Below are 13,281 nucleotides of genomic sequence, written 5' to 3' on the forward strand. Positions count from 1 at the left end.
CATATGTATGAATACTGTCACATGCCCTAAATGCAGAATAAAGATGGACTTCATTGCTGAATCAGAAAGTAGTGATGGAATAAAGAGGATAATAAAGTATTATTATAGATGCCCTGCTTGTGGAGTCAGAATATTAGATACTAGTATTGAGACAATAAAAGATACCAGCAGTATTTTAATAAAAATTAGTCATTAAGTTTTTTAAAGTAAATAGATGTAGAGGAGGATATACGCTCATTAAATTTATATTCTTGATATTGAAAAATTCCTTTACTAAGCTACTATCTGGATTATACTCATCTAAAAAAATCTTTGATGCCTCTGCAAATGAGTCTAAGTTGACTAACTTATAACTTAGGAAGAGAAAGAAGACAAGTAAGTCCCAGGCTTTATAAGATATATTGTTTGATTTCATCGATTGCTCAGCATCTATAATAGCTAATTTTTTGTCATTCGTAAGTAGAAAATTACTTATCTTTGTGTCTCCTAAAACAAATCCCTCCTCATGTATTTCCCTAATCCCTTTAGCAACTATTTCTATATTCCTCTCGTTTACCTCTTCACCACTTACAAATTCTCTAATAATACATAGCGTTTTTGTGTCTATATCGACTATTTTAGGTACATAGACGTTCTTTTCCCATTTTTCAAGGAAAAAATCCATTTCTCTATAAAATCGCTCTTTTGGATCTGCGACATAAGGATAGTTCCAAAAGAAACTAGAAATAAAATACCACTTTATTCCAAAAACTGAAGTATAACATTTTTCGACATATTGCTCATCATCGACTTTCACTATCCGTGATTGCCCATAACGACTTTCAAACATCATTATTTGTTATATTAATCCTTAATCTTATTAATTCTCCATCGTCGTAAATTTCGGAAGGTTTCCTAGTTAAAAATCTTGAGATATCTAAATTTCTTGGGGAAAAATCCAAAATATCTCCTTTCTTATTCATTATCACTATGAGTTCTGTCACGATAGCATACTTATTCTGAATTGTCTTTTAAAGTTTCCTCTATAATATCAACATACTTAAAGAGATCGTCTGGGAAAATTAACACCGTAGTCTTAGAATCCTTTACCTTATCATAAGCAGCAACAGTAGCTCCGGAACTCAAACCTATTAGAATTCCAGAATTCCTAGCTACGTTAATTACTCCTTGAATAGACTCTTCAAATGATACATCAATTACTCTATCTACCTTGACTTCTTTAAGCAGGTCATTCCCATTATCTTGCCTCTTAATTCCGGGTATTCGTGAATCTTTAGAAGGTTGAACACCTATTATCTCGATCTCATCCCCATATTTTCCTTTAAAATACTTACTTATTCCAGCTAGATGACCACCTGTTCCCATAGTTGCTATGATGCGCGCAGGGGTCTTACCTACAGAATTAAGTTGCTCATCTATTTCCCTTGCCGTAGTTTGATAATGAGCTATCACGTTTAATGGGTTGCTAAACTGATTCAAGTGCAAAGAATTACTTATCTCTGCAAATTTTTTCACCAAAGGAATTAAATCGTTTGTAGAATTTCCACCTTCTATCACATCTCCGCCTAATAACTTTACGAGAACCTTATACACTCTTGGTGCTGTTATAGGAATAAACATCGTGAATTTTACTCCATAAATTGCTGATAATGATGCTAATGCCACGCCTAAATTACCTGATGTAGCTTCAACGATTTGTCTAGAGTTGTTAACTAACGCTTGCTTGAATAAGTAGTATGCAGTCCTATCCTTTATGCTCCTGCTGAAAGGATTGTAATATTCTAGCTTTCCCCAGACATCATCTCCTATCTTTAGCTTTAACAGCGGAGTAGGCCACATTCCTTCTAGTAGCTCTTGTTCACTTCCGAATACGTGAAGATTGGTAGATGACACAATATAGATCTACCGATTATTCGTAGTGATAGGTAGTATTTATTTTTTAACTAACTTAAGGCGTACCTCAAACTTTTTATTTACTTTTGAAACACCAATAAATTCATTCCCAGTTTCCTTACACCACTTTTCTAGTTCTTGACCTACTGCTTCCCATTTAGTTATAATTGATAATTCCTCTTCTTGGCCTTCTTTTAACGAAAGCCACTCCTTTAACACTGTAGTTAGGATAACTGGGCAAATTTCGTCTGACTCAATCTTTTTCAAAGAGTTATCACCAAGTCTGACTCTTTAGCTTCAAGTAAAAAAGATATACTTCCAGACAATTTAACATTTTCAAATAAATCGTCTTTATTAGCGTTTACTAGCTTAAGACCGGCTTCATCAACGTAAAATTCTATACCTTGGTTTAACGCCTCATCAATCAGCTTAGATACATCCGGTATATTTAACCTCTTCATTTGTAATTTAACAAAAATTCTGGCAAAAAAAGGTAGACTCAGTTTACTAGCACCCTTCCGATTTTTAGTAAATAATATTACAGCTTGAGAAGTTACAAAAAACTTAACAGACCAGCCTAGTGCTTTAGCACCTAAGGCTATAACTAATCCGTGGTATAACTTATCCATACTATTGTCAGCTAGCAGAATAGTAATCTTATTCATCAATAATTTAAACTCACTATGAGGATTATAAACGTGCAACTTAAATGTTAATAAGAGCATTAACAATTTTTATAAACGACTATTCTAAGATTTCTGAATACTCAGATAAGCTAAGCAGGATAAATGAAGACTACATTTGGAGTAAAAGGTTGTCATTACCTCCTACTCCCAAAAATATTAGCCTTAGTAAGTTAGTAGATTTTCTACCTAGTAAAGATAAAAACATTATGTTTAGTCTAATTGCGCTTGATAATAGCGATAATAGAATCGGAGAAATTAAAGATATATTAAAAACAGATAATAGAATATTCGCACATGTGTTGGTAAGAGATATTAAAAATATAGAAAGTGTAGCTAGGTTTCTCATTAGCTTAGAGCCTGATGAAGCTACGAGGTTCGCGTTATTATATAATTTTGAATTTCTTACTACTCCTTATTTTCCCACGTCAACAGCAAATACTGTATACGACTCTTTTGGCTTATCCTTACTTTATGTTAATGACTTTAAAAACGGAAAAATAGATTTTGCATTACAGAAAGCTAATGAGATTGGAAAGGAATTTCAGAAAAGATTAGGTATAAAATTTTTAGGTATTGACGCTTCATTATCCCCATGGATGAATGAAAGCGTAGCCGAAATTATTGAGGCTAATAGTGGGAAAATTTTCAATATAGCTAACTTATGGTATATAGGAGAAATAAATCAAAAAATCTTGGAAAGCACATGGAGGAATAGAGTAAGTCCTATAGGTTTCTCGGAACTAATGTTACCCATAGCTGAGGATAACATATTGAGAGAAAGGGTTAAAGAAGGTTCTCTAACTCTAAAAGATATACTACTAATGAGTTACTTCTGTGTTGCCGGAATTGATATGGTTGGCGTATATTCCAATTTATCTATATATGAAAATTTATTAAAAGATATATATTATATTCAACACGTAAAACGTAGACCATACGGTGTAAGATTAATTCCTACTCATGGTAACCCAGTATTATCCAACATGTTTGGAGAAATACCCGAAGTTAAAACAGTATAGTATTGTTTAAAACTACTTTTATAAGCTTAGAATTATACAATACATCATGGAGGTAGTATATAATGGAAGTTAGGAGGGTTCAAAAATTCGGAAAATCTACGCTCATGGTTTCGTTACCTGCAGAATGGGTAAAGGAAGTAGGACTTAGTCCCGGTGAAAGCGTTTATCTAGAAGTAGATGAAGACGGAAGCCTTAAGGTATATCCTCCAAACTTGAAGGCTGAGAGTAACGTAAAAGAAATGAAGGTGATAATTCAGAGCAACTCAACCCCATCAGAATTGATGGGGAGAGTGATTTACTCCTTATATATTTTAGGATATGACAGAATAGATATTGAAAGCAAAACTGGGGCTTTTACTGAAGATATTTTGAGAAAAATTAAAGACTCGATAAGGAATTTGATAGGATTGGAAATAGTGTCTCAATCGACTGATTATATTCAGATACAATCCTTCTTAGATCCCACGAAATATACGATGAATAATTTAATAAATAGGTTATCAAATTCTATAAAACAAATGCTCCATTATCTGGACTTAGGGATAAAGGAAGGGAGTAGAACTTTTCTCCAGGAGGTTGTCGAGCTGGAGAAGGAAATAGATAGATTGTACTACCTTGCATTAAGACAACTATTGTTAGCTCAGATGAATAGAAGTTTAGCCTATATGATAGGCGTGAAGAGAATACAAATAGTAGGTAATAGAATATTGATAAAGGCAATAGAGGAAGCTGCAGACGAAATTAGTGAAATAGCATTAGACTTGTTGTCACTACATCCTCCAGATTTAGAAGAGCTCAGAAAACTATGGGATAAGATGAACATTTACATAGAACAGACTTCATCGGTCATTGACCACTCAGTTAAGGTACTATCCAAAGAGGATATTATATTAATAAATGAGGTTATGGAGGAATTAAGAACCTTAAGAAGAGTCCTAATAACGGAGACGTTAATATCGGAAGAGATAACTAAAGAAATAAAATCACCATCATTATTAGCAATAGTAAGAACATTCAACTTAAGGTTATATAACGCTATCAGAAGAATGGAGCCTATTACTGAAATAGCATTTAACAGAAGCTTAGAAAACTTAAAAGAAGTACAAATTGTTAGCTAATAATATCTTTCAATTGCGAAATTACATATTCTCTTATTTCTTTAGCTGAAGGTAGATGTTTTACGACTTTACCATTATCAATATATTTCTCAAGCAATGGTCTGCATTGATCATTAGGCGACTTCTGATCTAGGAGAGTAATAACGTCCTCTAGTTTTCCGCATCTATAAACTTGTTTAGCACCTGGCCACTTCCCCCTCTTTGTGAAGGGAACCCATTTTCCATTAATGTACTTTTCTACAATATCCGCACTGAAATCTACACTGGGTGGAAAAGATATGCTAGTACCTACTCCGAAACCATCAACGTGATCCCTCAAATTAATCACGTCGTCCTCATCAATACCTCCGCTTACAAATATCTTAACATGCTTGTAGCCATTTATGTCTAGGGTCCATCTAATTTCTTGAATTATTTTCTTAAAATTACCCCTTCTGCTGGAAGGGGTGTCTAGTCTAATACCATATAATTTATCACCCAGCAAGTTAGCAGCTTTTAACGCCTCAGTTCTCTCATCTTCAAATGTATCGACTAAAACTATTCTGGGTACTTCTGGTCCCATAGCTTCATCAAATGCCTTCCAAGCCGTAACATTATCTCCCACTACTAACATTAATGCGTGAGGCATAGTGCCGGAAGGATTAACGCCTAAGTATTCTTTACTCATAGCTCCAGAAACACCATCAATTCCGCCGATATACGCTGCCCTATCTGCCATAGGAGCTATTGCGGGATGTAATGATCTAAGACCAAAGTAAAATATGGTTTTATCCATTGCGAGAGATTTGATCCTAGCTGCCTTTGTAGTAATGCTAGAGTAATGTCTTAAAATGCCTAGGATGGCTGTTTCATAGATTCCGAAATCTAAATAATTACCTTCAATTATCATTACTGGCTCTATTTCTTTAAATAAAGTTCCCTCAGGCATAGCGTAGACAGTAACTGGAATCCCTTCAAGAAGCTCAATAATCTCTTCCAATCCACTGAAGACTGCCCACTGATAGTCTTTTGGAAGTCCATAAGAGTGAAACTCCATTCTAACCTTAGCTTCTTTTATTCCTAGCTTTTCCAATGTTTTTACCGTTCTCTCAAAGTAAATATCAGTGATTTTACCTTCCTTAATTTGCTGAAAACTTGAAACATAAAATCCCATACGTGGCTCATATGTAATTAAAAAGAATAAATTTTAAACCTTATATTCTCAAACTTTTCTGAGTCTTAGAATGATAACAGCAGAAATGGTACCATATGATATTTTGATAAAAAGGCTTGCATCATATATCAAGGAAAACGTAAAGACTGTATCTCCTCCAGAATGGGCTATTTTCGCCAAAACTGCAAGTTTTAAGGAGAGAGTACCCGATAATCCAGAAGAATGGTGGTATGTTAGGGCTGCATCACTACTCAGAAAAGTATATGTTAATGGTAGTGTTGGAATTGAAAAGTCTAAAATAATCTATGGGGGGAGTAAGAGAAGAGGAACTAAACCAGAAAGATCTGTAAGAGCTCCTGGACACGCTAATAGGTTAATATTACAACAATTAGAAAAAGCAGGATTAGTGCAGAAAGTTAAGAATAAAGGAAGAGTATTAACTCCGAGAGGAAGAGCACTACTAGATAAAATAGCATACGAAATATTTAAAGAGTTGGCAGACAATAATCCTTCTTTGAAAGTATATCTAGAATAGAAGGTGAGATAAAATGTCTTCTCCAGATAATTATGACGATGAGGAACTCCAAGAGATATTGAGAAGAAGAGCAATGCAAGAGCAGAGAAGAATGGAGGAAGAGAGAAAAAGGAAAGCTGAGGTGGAAGCTCAGAAAGAGGCTTTACTTAGAGCTATTTTAACATCTGAAGCCAGATTAAGACTTAATAACGTAAAGCTGGTAAAGCCAGAATTAGCTGAATCATTAGAGAATCAACTAATAGCTTTAGCACAGTCTGGGAGAATAAAAGTTCCAATAACGGATGAGGAGCTAAAACAAATATTAGCACAAATTTCTGAGCAGAATAAACGTGACTTCAAGATACAGATAAAGGAGAGGGGATGGAAATGAGTAGAAACAAACCATTAGGCAAAAAGATAAGACTAGGTAAGGCAATGAAATCAAACGTACCCATTCCAATATGGGTAGTTTTAAAAACGGGAGGAAAAGTTAGATTTAACCCACTGAGAAGAAATTGGAGAAGAAATAAGTTAAAGGTGTAAATAAATGAAGGAGAAGGATAATTTTGAAATGGTAGTAAATCTAAGAAGAGTAAAGATGGGAAGAAGAAACATTAGAAGTAGGAGAGCTGTTAACACGATAAGAGAAATAGTCAGAAGACACTTTAATGCTGAAAGAGTTGTAGTAGACCCATTATTACCTAGGATTGTAACAAGGAATGGAAGTGATAAGGTTCAAGGCAAAGTTAGAATTGTTGTAACCAAGATAGGAGAAAAAATATATCTTGTTAGACCCGCTATTAAGAGTAAATGAATATAAAAAGAGTGTCAATTTTTGGGACAGACAATATAGGCGTTTATATTTTTACTAATAATAAATATACAATAGTTCCTAAAGGTGTTGAAAAAGAGGTAAAGGATGCCATATCTGAGATTTTAAATACTGAGATAATTGAGGCAGAAATTTCACGAAGCTTTATCATAGGTATCTATATTACAGGCAATGATAATGGAATACTTTTACCTAAAACTACTACATCTGACGAATTAAAAATTCTTAAAGAAAATTTAAAGGATTGTAGAGTAGAGGTCCTAAATTCTAGAGTCACAGCGCTAGGAAATACAATACTAACTAATAATAATGGAGCAGTTATTTATCCAGAATTTACAAATGCGGAAGAAAAAGTAATAAAGGAGACTTTAGGAGTAGATGAGATAAAGAAGACGAGAATTGCTCAAATGATTACCGTAGGATCAGTCGGTGTGGTAACTAACAAGGGGGGACTAGTTCATATTAACGCGAGCGAAGAAGAATTAAAGGAATTAGAAAAATTATTTAAAGTAAAAATAGATATTGGTACCGTGAACTTTGGTAGCGTTTTTATAAGGAGCGGATTAATAGCAAATGATAAAGGGGCCTTGGTAGGATCTTCTACTACGGGTCCAGAGATTTTAAGAATCCAAAAAGCATTAGGTGAATGAGATGAGTGAAATAAAATATTACCTAATTAAGGGAACCGCGCTATTTGGAGAATCACACTACCCAGAAAGGAGAAAATTTGTTAAAGTAATTAGAGCTTTAAATGAAAAACAAGCTACTGAATATATTTATTCCTATTTTGGTAGTAAGAACAAAATTAAAAGATATAACATAAAAATAGAGGAAATAAGAGAGCTAAAGGAAGAAGAAGTTATAGATAAAAGAGTAAAAGAGATTGGAAAATTGGAAAAGATTATAGTGTGAGAAATATGAGTCAAAATCAAGGAGCTATTTCGTTAGAGGACTTAATAGCGCAGGCGGATTATTTAAGAAAATATATAGACTCTCTTCAGAAGACTCAATTGGAGATATTAGATTCATTAAGTTCCGTAGATTCAGCTAAGCAGGCTATTGAAGAGATGAAAAAGGGAGGAAACCCTCAAATGATGATGTTTCTCGATAAAAAGGGATATGCCTTAGTTAAAGTCAATGGAGCAACTGTTGATAAAATAATAATCCACTTAGGTTTAAGTTATTATGCGGAAGTGAGCCCAGATGACGCAGTAAAGATTTTAGATAAAAAGAAGGATGAATTAGAAAAAGCAGCACAGAGTCTAAATAATGAACTTCAGAAGGCAGCAGATACTTATAATCAGATAGTAGATATTTTAAATCAGATTCAGCAAGCTGCCGCCAAACAACAAGGTGAATAAATTGTTTTGACAAATTAAAAAAAGCTTTTTCCAGTTTTGCTGACAAAATTAAGGGGGAAAATAAAGAAAGAGCTACTAGTGAGGAAAAGCCAGAAAAGGCTGAATTACAACAGATAGTTCCGCAAATCGAGGAAAAGAAAGAGGAGCAAGCAGAGGGTTCGAAAAGAAATGATGAAGTAAATGTTAGTCAACCAGAAGAAAAAAGAGGATTAGGTATTTTCGATTTTTTAAGATATAGGGAGATCAAAGAAAGTGACATAGAGGAGCTCATAGAAGAACTCAGATATCAGCTATTAGAGAGTGATGTTTCATTTGAGGTTACAGAAAAAATTTTAAATGATTTAAAAAATAACTTAGTAGGAAAAAAGATAAGAAGGAGTGATGATATAGAGAAAATTACAAAAGAGTCGCTAAAAAAATCTATAGAAGAAATCCTAACAAAAAATAAACCAATAGACATAGTTAGTGAAATAAAAAAGTCACAAAAACCTTACGTCATAGTGTTCTTTGGAATAAATGGAGTAGGTAAAACTACGACTATTGCAAAATTTGCATACTTATTAAAGAAAAGCGGAATTAATACCATAATAGCAGCATCAGATACCTTTAGAGCGGCTGCACAAGAGCAACTAACTATTCATGCTAATAATTTGGGAATACCAATTATTAAGGGAAAATATGGGGCTGATCCCGCGTCAGTAGCCTTTGATGCAATTCAAGCAGCTAAAAGTAGAGGTATTGATGTAGTCTTAATAGATACTGCCGGGAGAATGCATACGGATTCAGATCTAGTTAATGAACTAAAAAGGATTCTAAGGATAACTAAGCCAAATTTAAGAATCTTAATTTTAGACTCATTAAGCGGAAATGATGCTCTAGAGCAAGCAAAATATTTTGAAAATAATGTGGGATTTGACCTGGTTATCTTAACTAAAGTGGATGCTGATGTTAAAGGCGGTATAGCTTTATCATTGGCATATGAGTTAAGTAAGCCAGTAGGATATCTTGGAATTGGACAAACTTATGATGATTTAATACCTTTTGATGCTAACTGGTTCATTAATAAGATATTTGAGTAATTTTAATACCCATTGCTCAAATAGGTTAATGTGAGCTCAAATAATAAAATAATAAATTGGTTTAGAAGGCTTAGAGAGGATTGGAATAGAATAATTACTGTCTCTAGAAAGCCTGATAGAAATTATTTCTCGTTAAACCTTAAAGTAACTTTGTTAGTATTAGCTGTTATAGGAGTCTTAGCTTATATCATACAATTAGTTTTAACGCTAATTGGGGTGTAAATTATTGGAAGAAAAACCATCGACAAGAAACTATTACGCAGTAAAGGTTACAGGGGGTCATGAAATAACGGTCGCATTAATGTTAGAGGAAAGAATAAAATCGAATAATATTAGAGGAGTTTACTCTATAATTGTTCCACCAAATTTAAAAGGATATGTCATAATTGAGGCTGAAGGGTTACACATAGTAAGATTATTAATATCGGGAATAAGAAATGCTAAAGGACTAGCTCAAGGATTATTACCTAGAGAGGAAATTCTGAAATTAGTATCGAAGAGGCAGATAGTGCTTACATTAAAGCCTGGAGACGTAGTAGAAGTAATCTCTGGGCCATTTAGGGGTACTCAGGCCCAGGTCGTAAGAGTCGAGGAATCTAAAGGAGAGGTAGTGTTAAATATCTTAGAATCTACATTTCCATTACAGGTAACAGTTCCATTAGACCAAGTTAGATTAACCAAAAGGTGAAGTAAGTTATGCCTACAAAATCCATTAAAATAGTCGTTGAAGGTGGAAATGTAAAACCAGGTCCGCCATTGGCACCTACATTATCTCAGCTAGGACTAAACGTTGGAGAAGTGGTGAAAAAGTTAAATGAGGCCACAAGCAGCTTCAAAGGCATGACAGTCCCAGTAACCCTTGAAGTTGATACTTCTACGAAAAAATATGACATAAAAGTTGGAATCCCTACTACGACTGCACTTTTATTGAAAGAAGTTGGAGCCAGTGAGCCCTCTGGTGATCCTAAAAATAAGAAAATTGGTAACCTATCACTGGAACAAATAGTTAAAGTGGCAATAATGAAAAAACCATCGCTTACTGCTAAATCTCTTAAGGCAGCTGTTAAATCGATAGTAGGTAGTGCTAGATCAATAGGTATAACTGTTGAAAACAAGGATCCCAAGGAAGTTATAAAGGAAATAGAAGAAGGCAAGTATAATGATTTATTATCCAAATATGAAAATCAATGGAATGAGGTGAAGGAATAAATGCCGATAGTCGGCAAGGATATAATCGAGAGTTCACTGAAAAATTCTTTGTCTCCAGAGAATAATCCTAAAAGGAATTTCGTGCAGAGTGTAGAGCTAATAGTAACTTTTAAAGATGTCGATATGAAGAAGGGAGATCTGAAGTTAAGGGAGATAATCGTATTGCCTAAGCCACCCGAGAAACCAAAAAAGGTTTTAGTAGTTCCCACTTTCCAGCAAATAGAATACGCCAAAAAAGCTGAACCTAACGTCATACTTACCAGAGAAGAGTTACAAAAGCTACAAGGCAACAAGAGGGCTGTTAAAAAACTAGCTAGACAAAACGATTGGTTCCTAATCTCAGCTGAGTCCATGTCTTTAGTTGGAAGAATACTCGGACCAGCATTAGGACCCAGAGGAAAATTCCCAACACCTCTGCCAAACACTGCAGATATTACCGAATATATCTTAAGATTTAAGAGATCTACTATTGTTAAGACTAAAGATCAACCTCAAACACAAACTTTCATAGGATTAGAAAATCAACAACCTTCGGATTTGGCTGAAAATGCTATAGCTGTGCTTAATGCAATAGAGAGCAAGGTTTCTCCTTCTAAAATCAGAAGCATCTATGTAAAAACGACAATGGGAAAAATAATTAAAGTCCCCATAAGGTGAAGGTTCATGGCTCTAGCATTAAAACAGAAAAAAATTCCCTCATGGAAGATCGAAGAAGTAAAGGAGCTCGAAGAGCTAATTAAAAATAGTAAGACAGTTTTAATAGCTAATCTTGAGGGTTTTCCCGCAGATAAATTACATGAAATTAGAAAGAAATTAAGAGGAAAGGCGGTCATAAAGGTTACTAAAAACAGTTTATTTGAAATCGCTGCTAAGAATGCGGGCATCGACATAGAAAAAATAAAAGGATATCTTACTGGTCCAAATGCGTTCATTTTCACTAATGATAATCCGTTTGCTATGAACATGTTCTTTGAGAACTATAAGTTAAGAAGATATGCGATGCCAGGAGACAAGGCTGAGGAAGATGTTATAATACCAGCTGGAGATACTGGAATGACCGCAGGACCAATATTAAGTGTATTTGGTAAATTAAAGGTACAAACTAGAGTTCAAGATGGAAAAGTTCATGTAGTTAAGGATACTTTAGTAGCTAAAAAAGGAGATCCTATACCAGTTGAAGCGTTACCTATATTACAGAAACTTGGAATAATGCCAACATTTGTAAAATTAAAGATTAAAATAGCTTATCATGAAGGTTTAGTAATTCCAGAAGAAAATTTAAAACTAGATTTAGACGCTTATAGAAGAAATATCGAAGAGGCTTATAGAAACGCATTTACGTTAGCTGTGGAAATTGCATATCCGGAAGCAGAAATATTAAGATTTACCATAACTAATGCTGTAAGAAAAGCCATAATGCTTGCGTCAGAATTAGGATACATAACACCAGAAACGGCTCAAGTAGTATTTGCTAGGGCAGTATCGAAAGCATATGCCTTAGCCTCGGCTATTAGTGGAAAGGTTGATTTAGGAATTCAGATACCCAAAGCAGAAACCAAACCACAAAGTCAAGAAAAGATAGAGGAGAAGAAAGAAGAGAAGAAAGAGGAAGAAAAGAAAGGACCAAGCGAAGAAGAAATTGGAGGCGGACTAGCATCACTTTTTGGGTGATAAAAAATTTATATATCTTAACCCAAAAAGAGTGAGTGTGAGATAAAAATGGAGTATGTCTATGCAAGTCTACTATTACATTCAGCTAAAAAAGAAATAAGTGAAGATAGTTTAAAGAATGTCCTTACAGCAGCTGGTATAAGTGTAGATGAGGTCAGATTAAAGGCTGTTGTAGCTGCATTAAAAGAAGTTAACATTGATGAAGTGTTGAAGAACGCTTCAGCAATGCCAGTAGCTGTAGCTGCAGCTCCGCAACAAGCTACGCAACAAGCACCTGCAGAGGAGAAGAAAGAAGAGAAGAAAGAGGAAGAAAAGAAAGGACCAAGCGAAGAAGAAATTGCAAGTGGGCTAGCATCCTTATTCGGATGAGCGTTTCTGATCTAGTATCACTAATAATTACTTCTAAACTTTTTTAATTTTCAATTAATTGAGGCTACAAAAAGTTATCTTTGACTAGGAAAATATCATAGATAACGCTATTTTATTTGAACAAATTCTTTATTGGCTAACTACCATCACATGCCGGAAAATATTCAGCACAGTTTATCTAGGGCAAGAATTGATAACAGACATCATAAATCAAACTAAGCTAATGACTTTTCATCATCGAAGCTATTATCTAAATTCGAATATTAATAAAAAATAAGTAAAATAGGCATATTCAATTACAACTTACATCTTAACTTGTAAAAAGTTACAAATTTGCTGGATGAGTAGTTAGTTAGATAGGAAAATCACAATATAAT

At 34.2% G+C, this 13,281-nt stretch carries 23 protein-coding genes; 17 read left to right on the plus strand and 6 right to left on the minus strand.

Annotated features, from left to right (window positions below; translation table 11 throughout):
* The first annotated feature begins 7 nt into the window (after positions 1-7).
* The gene (locus tag BFU36_RS04025; protein ID WP_069282384.1) at positions 8-196 is read left to right on the plus strand and encodes a hypothetical protein; all 189 of its coding nucleotides are present in this window, start codon (positions 8-10) and stop codon (positions 194-196) included.
* Here the strand turns inward: BFU36_RS04025 and BFU36_RS04030 are convergent.
* From BFU36_RS04030 to BFU36_RS04045, 5 genes are all read right to left on the minus strand, one after another.
* Positions 176-796 carry a serine/threonine protein kinase gene (locus BFU36_RS04030; RefSeq protein ID WP_231961229.1) on the minus strand — a complete coding sequence of 207 codons (621 nt, stop codon included), beginning with the start codon at positions 794-796 and terminating at the stop codon, positions 176-178. The two genes, BFU36_RS04025 and BFU36_RS04030, sit on opposite strands and share 21 nt — an antisense overlap.
* A gap of 25 nt (positions 797-821) precedes the next feature.
* Positions 822-983, minus strand: a complete 162-nt coding sequence (locus BFU36_RS14060; RefSeq protein WP_185957792.1) for a hypothetical protein — start codon at positions 981-983, stop codon at positions 822-824.
* Positions 984-993: 10 nt separating this feature from the next.
* Positions 994-1,839, minus strand: a complete 846-nt coding sequence (locus BFU36_RS04035; protein ID WP_069284579.1) for a cysteine synthase family protein — start codon at positions 1,837-1,839, stop codon at positions 994-996.
* A gap of 93 nt (positions 1,840-1,932) precedes the next feature.
* Positions 1,933-2,160 carry a sulfurtransferase TusA family protein gene (locus BFU36_RS04040; RefSeq protein ID WP_069282386.1) on the minus strand — a complete coding sequence of 76 codons (228 nt, stop codon included), beginning with the start codon at positions 2,158-2,160 and terminating at the stop codon, positions 1,933-1,935.
* Positions 2,157-2,558 carry a DsrE/DsrF/DrsH-like family protein gene (locus BFU36_RS04045; RefSeq protein WP_069284580.1) on the minus strand — a complete coding sequence of 134 codons (402 nt, stop codon included), beginning with the start codon at positions 2,556-2,558 and terminating at the stop codon, positions 2,157-2,159. Before BFU36_RS04045 ends, BFU36_RS04040 begins: the two co-directional genes overlap by 4 nt.
* Positions 2,559-2,602: 44 nt before the next feature.
* Here BFU36_RS04045 and BFU36_RS04050 point away from each other — a divergent pair, with 44 nt between their 5' ends.
* A complete protein-coding gene (locus tag BFU36_RS04050; protein ID WP_069282387.1) occupies positions 2,603-3,598 on the plus strand; it encodes a DUF711 family protein in 996 nt (331 codons plus the stop codon).
* Positions 3,599-3,660: 62 nt separating this feature from the next.
* A complete protein-coding gene (locus BFU36_RS04055; protein ID WP_069282388.1) occupies positions 3,661-4,716 on the plus strand; it encodes an AbrB/MazE/SpoVT family DNA-binding domain-containing protein in 1,056 nt (351 codons plus the stop codon).
* Here BFU36_RS04055 and BFU36_RS04060 read toward each other — a convergent pair.
* On the minus strand, positions 4,709-5,869 hold the full coding sequence (locus BFU36_RS04060; protein WP_069282389.1) for a nicotinate phosphoribosyltransferase: 1,161 nt from the start codon (positions 5,867-5,869) through the stop codon (positions 4,709-4,711). The two genes, BFU36_RS04055 and BFU36_RS04060, sit on opposite strands and share 8 nt — an antisense overlap.
* 70 nt (positions 5,870-5,939) lie before the next feature.
* Between BFU36_RS04060 and BFU36_RS04065 the strand changes: the two genes are divergently transcribed.
* The 14 genes from BFU36_RS04065 to rpl12p are packed head-to-tail and all read left to right on the plus strand — an operon-like array spanning position 5,940 to position 12,904.
* Positions 5,940-6,404, plus strand: a complete 465-nt coding sequence (locus BFU36_RS04065; protein ID WP_069282390.1) for a 30S ribosomal protein S19e — start codon at positions 5,940-5,942, stop codon at positions 6,402-6,404.
* Positions 6,405-6,417: 13 nt separating this feature from the next.
* Positions 6,418-6,774: a DNA-binding protein gene (locus BFU36_RS04070; RefSeq protein WP_069282391.1), complete on the plus strand. Its 357-nt coding sequence runs from the start codon at positions 6,418-6,420 to the stop codon at positions 6,772-6,774.
* On the plus strand, positions 6,771-6,926 hold the full coding sequence (locus tag BFU36_RS04075; protein ID WP_069284581.1) for a 50S ribosomal protein L39e: 156 nt from the start codon (positions 6,771-6,773) through the stop codon (positions 6,924-6,926). Before BFU36_RS04070 ends, BFU36_RS04075 begins: the two co-directional genes overlap by 4 nt.
* Positions 6,927-6,930: 4 nt before the next feature.
* Positions 6,931-7,197, plus strand: coding sequence for a 50S ribosomal protein L31e (locus tag BFU36_RS04080; RefSeq protein ID WP_069282392.1), 267 nt, complete (start codon positions 6,931-6,933; stop codon positions 7,195-7,197).
* On the plus strand, positions 7,194-7,865 hold the full coding sequence (locus tag BFU36_RS04085; RefSeq protein WP_069282393.1) for a translation initiation factor IF-6: 672 nt from the start codon (positions 7,194-7,196) through the stop codon (positions 7,863-7,865). Before BFU36_RS04080 ends, BFU36_RS04085 begins: the two co-directional genes overlap by 4 nt.
* A gap of 1 nt (position 7,866) precedes the next feature.
* Entirely contained in the window at positions 7,867-8,127 is a 261-nt protein-coding gene (gene rpl18a, locus BFU36_RS04090) for a 50S ribosomal protein L18Ae (protein WP_069282394.1), read from the plus strand.
* A 5-nt stretch (positions 8,128-8,132) separates the two neighbouring features.
* Positions 8,133-8,576, plus strand: coding sequence for a prefoldin subunit alpha (pfdA, locus tag BFU36_RS04095; protein WP_069284582.1), 444 nt, complete (start codon positions 8,133-8,135; stop codon positions 8,574-8,576).
* Positions 8,573-9,655: a signal recognition particle-docking protein FtsY gene (gene ftsY, locus BFU36_RS04100; RefSeq protein WP_069282395.1), complete on the plus strand. Its 1,083-nt coding sequence runs from the start codon at positions 8,573-8,575 to the stop codon at positions 9,653-9,655. The genes pfdA and ftsY overlap by 4 nt, the downstream gene beginning before the upstream one ends.
* 30 nt (positions 9,656-9,685) lie before the next feature.
* Complete coding sequence (locus BFU36_RS04105) at positions 9,686-9,877, plus strand: protein translocase SEC61 complex subunit gamma (protein ID WP_069282396.1); 192 nt, start codon at positions 9,686-9,688, stop codon at positions 9,875-9,877.
* Positions 9,878-9,881: 4 nt separating this feature from the next.
* A complete protein-coding gene (locus tag BFU36_RS04110) occupies positions 9,882-10,343 on the plus strand; it encodes a transcription elongation factor Spt5 (RefSeq protein ID WP_231961230.1) in 462 nt (153 codons plus the stop codon).
* 8 nt (positions 10,344-10,351) lie between these two features.
* The gene (locus BFU36_RS04115) at positions 10,352-10,864 is read left to right on the plus strand and encodes a 50S ribosomal protein L11 (RefSeq protein WP_069282398.1); all 513 of its coding nucleotides are present in this window, start codon (positions 10,352-10,354) and stop codon (positions 10,862-10,864) included.
* Positions 10,865-11,521 carry a 50S ribosomal protein L1 gene (locus tag BFU36_RS04120; RefSeq protein WP_069282399.1) on the plus strand — a complete coding sequence of 219 codons (657 nt, stop codon included), beginning with the start codon at positions 10,865-10,867 and terminating at the stop codon, positions 11,519-11,521.
* Between the two features lie 6 nt (positions 11,522-11,527).
* On the plus strand, positions 11,528-12,535 hold the full coding sequence (locus tag BFU36_RS04125) for a 50S ribosomal protein L10 (RefSeq protein ID WP_069282400.1): 1,008 nt from the start codon (positions 11,528-11,530) through the stop codon (positions 12,533-12,535).
* Positions 12,536-12,583: 48 nt separating this feature from the next.
* On the plus strand, positions 12,584-12,904 hold the full coding sequence (rpl12p, locus tag BFU36_RS04130; RefSeq protein ID WP_069282401.1) for a 50S ribosomal protein P1: 321 nt from the start codon (positions 12,584-12,586) through the stop codon (positions 12,902-12,904).
* Positions 12,905-13,281 lie beyond the last annotated feature (377 nt).

This window comes from Sulfolobus sp. A20 (assembly GCF_001719125.1).
Classification (GTDB): Archaea; Thermoproteota; Thermoprotei_A; order Sulfolobales; family Sulfolobaceae; genus Saccharolobus.

Coding starts and splice junctions, on each gene's coding strand:
- BFU36_RS04070 (WP_069282391.1), top strand. CDS start 6,418: ATGTCTTCTCCAGATAATTATGACGATGAGGAACTCCAAGAGATATTG.
- BFU36_RS04060 (WP_069282389.1), bottom strand. CDS start 5,869: ATGGGATTTTATGTTTCAAGTTTTCAGCAAATTAAGGAAGGTAAAATC.
- BFU36_RS04075 (WP_069284581.1), top strand. CDS start 6,771: ATGAGTAGAAACAAACCATTAGGCAAAAAGATAAGACTAGGTAAGGCA.
- BFU36_RS04050 (WP_069282387.1), top strand. CDS start 2,603: ATGTTAATAAGAGCATTAACAATTTTTATAAACGACTATTCTAAGATT.
- BFU36_RS04055 (WP_069282388.1), top strand. CDS start 3,661: ATGGAAGTTAGGAGGGTTCAAAAATTCGGAAAATCTACGCTCATGGTT.
- rpl12p (WP_069282401.1), top strand. CDS start 12,584: ATGGAGTATGTCTATGCAAGTCTACTATTACATTCAGCTAAAAAAGAA.
- pfdA (WP_069284582.1), top strand. CDS start 8,133: ATGAGTCAAAATCAAGGAGCTATTTCGTTAGAGGACTTAATAGCGCAG.
- BFU36_RS04080 (WP_069282392.1), top strand. CDS start 6,931: ATGAAGGAGAAGGATAATTTTGAAATGGTAGTAAATCTAAGAAGAGTA.
- BFU36_RS04085 (WP_069282393.1), top strand. CDS start 7,194: ATGAATATAAAAAGAGTGTCAATTTTTGGGACAGACAATATAGGCGTT.
- rpl18a (WP_069282394.1), top strand. CDS start 7,867: ATGAGTGAAATAAAATATTACCTAATTAAGGGAACCGCGCTATTTGGA.
- BFU36_RS04115 (WP_069282398.1), top strand. CDS start 10,352: ATGCCTACAAAATCCATTAAAATAGTCGTTGAAGGTGGAAATGTAAAA.
- BFU36_RS04065 (WP_069282390.1), top strand. CDS start 5,940: ATGATAACAGCAGAAATGGTACCATATGATATTTTGATAAAAAGGCTT.
- BFU36_RS04025 (WP_069282384.1), top strand. CDS start 8: ATGAATACTGTCACATGCCCTAAATGCAGAATAAAGATGGACTTCATT.
- BFU36_RS04120 (WP_069282399.1), top strand. CDS start 10,865: ATGCCGATAGTCGGCAAGGATATAATCGAGAGTTCACTGAAAAATTCT.
- BFU36_RS04035 (WP_069284579.1), bottom strand. CDS start 1,839: ATGTGGCCTACTCCGCTGTTAAAGCTAAAGATAGGAGATGATGTCTGG.
- BFU36_RS04045 (WP_069284580.1), bottom strand. CDS start 2,558: ATGAATAAGATTACTATTCTGCTAGCTGACAATAGTATGGATAAGTTA.
- BFU36_RS04125 (WP_069282400.1), top strand. CDS start 11,528: ATGGCTCTAGCATTAAAACAGAAAAAAATTCCCTCATGGAAGATCGAA.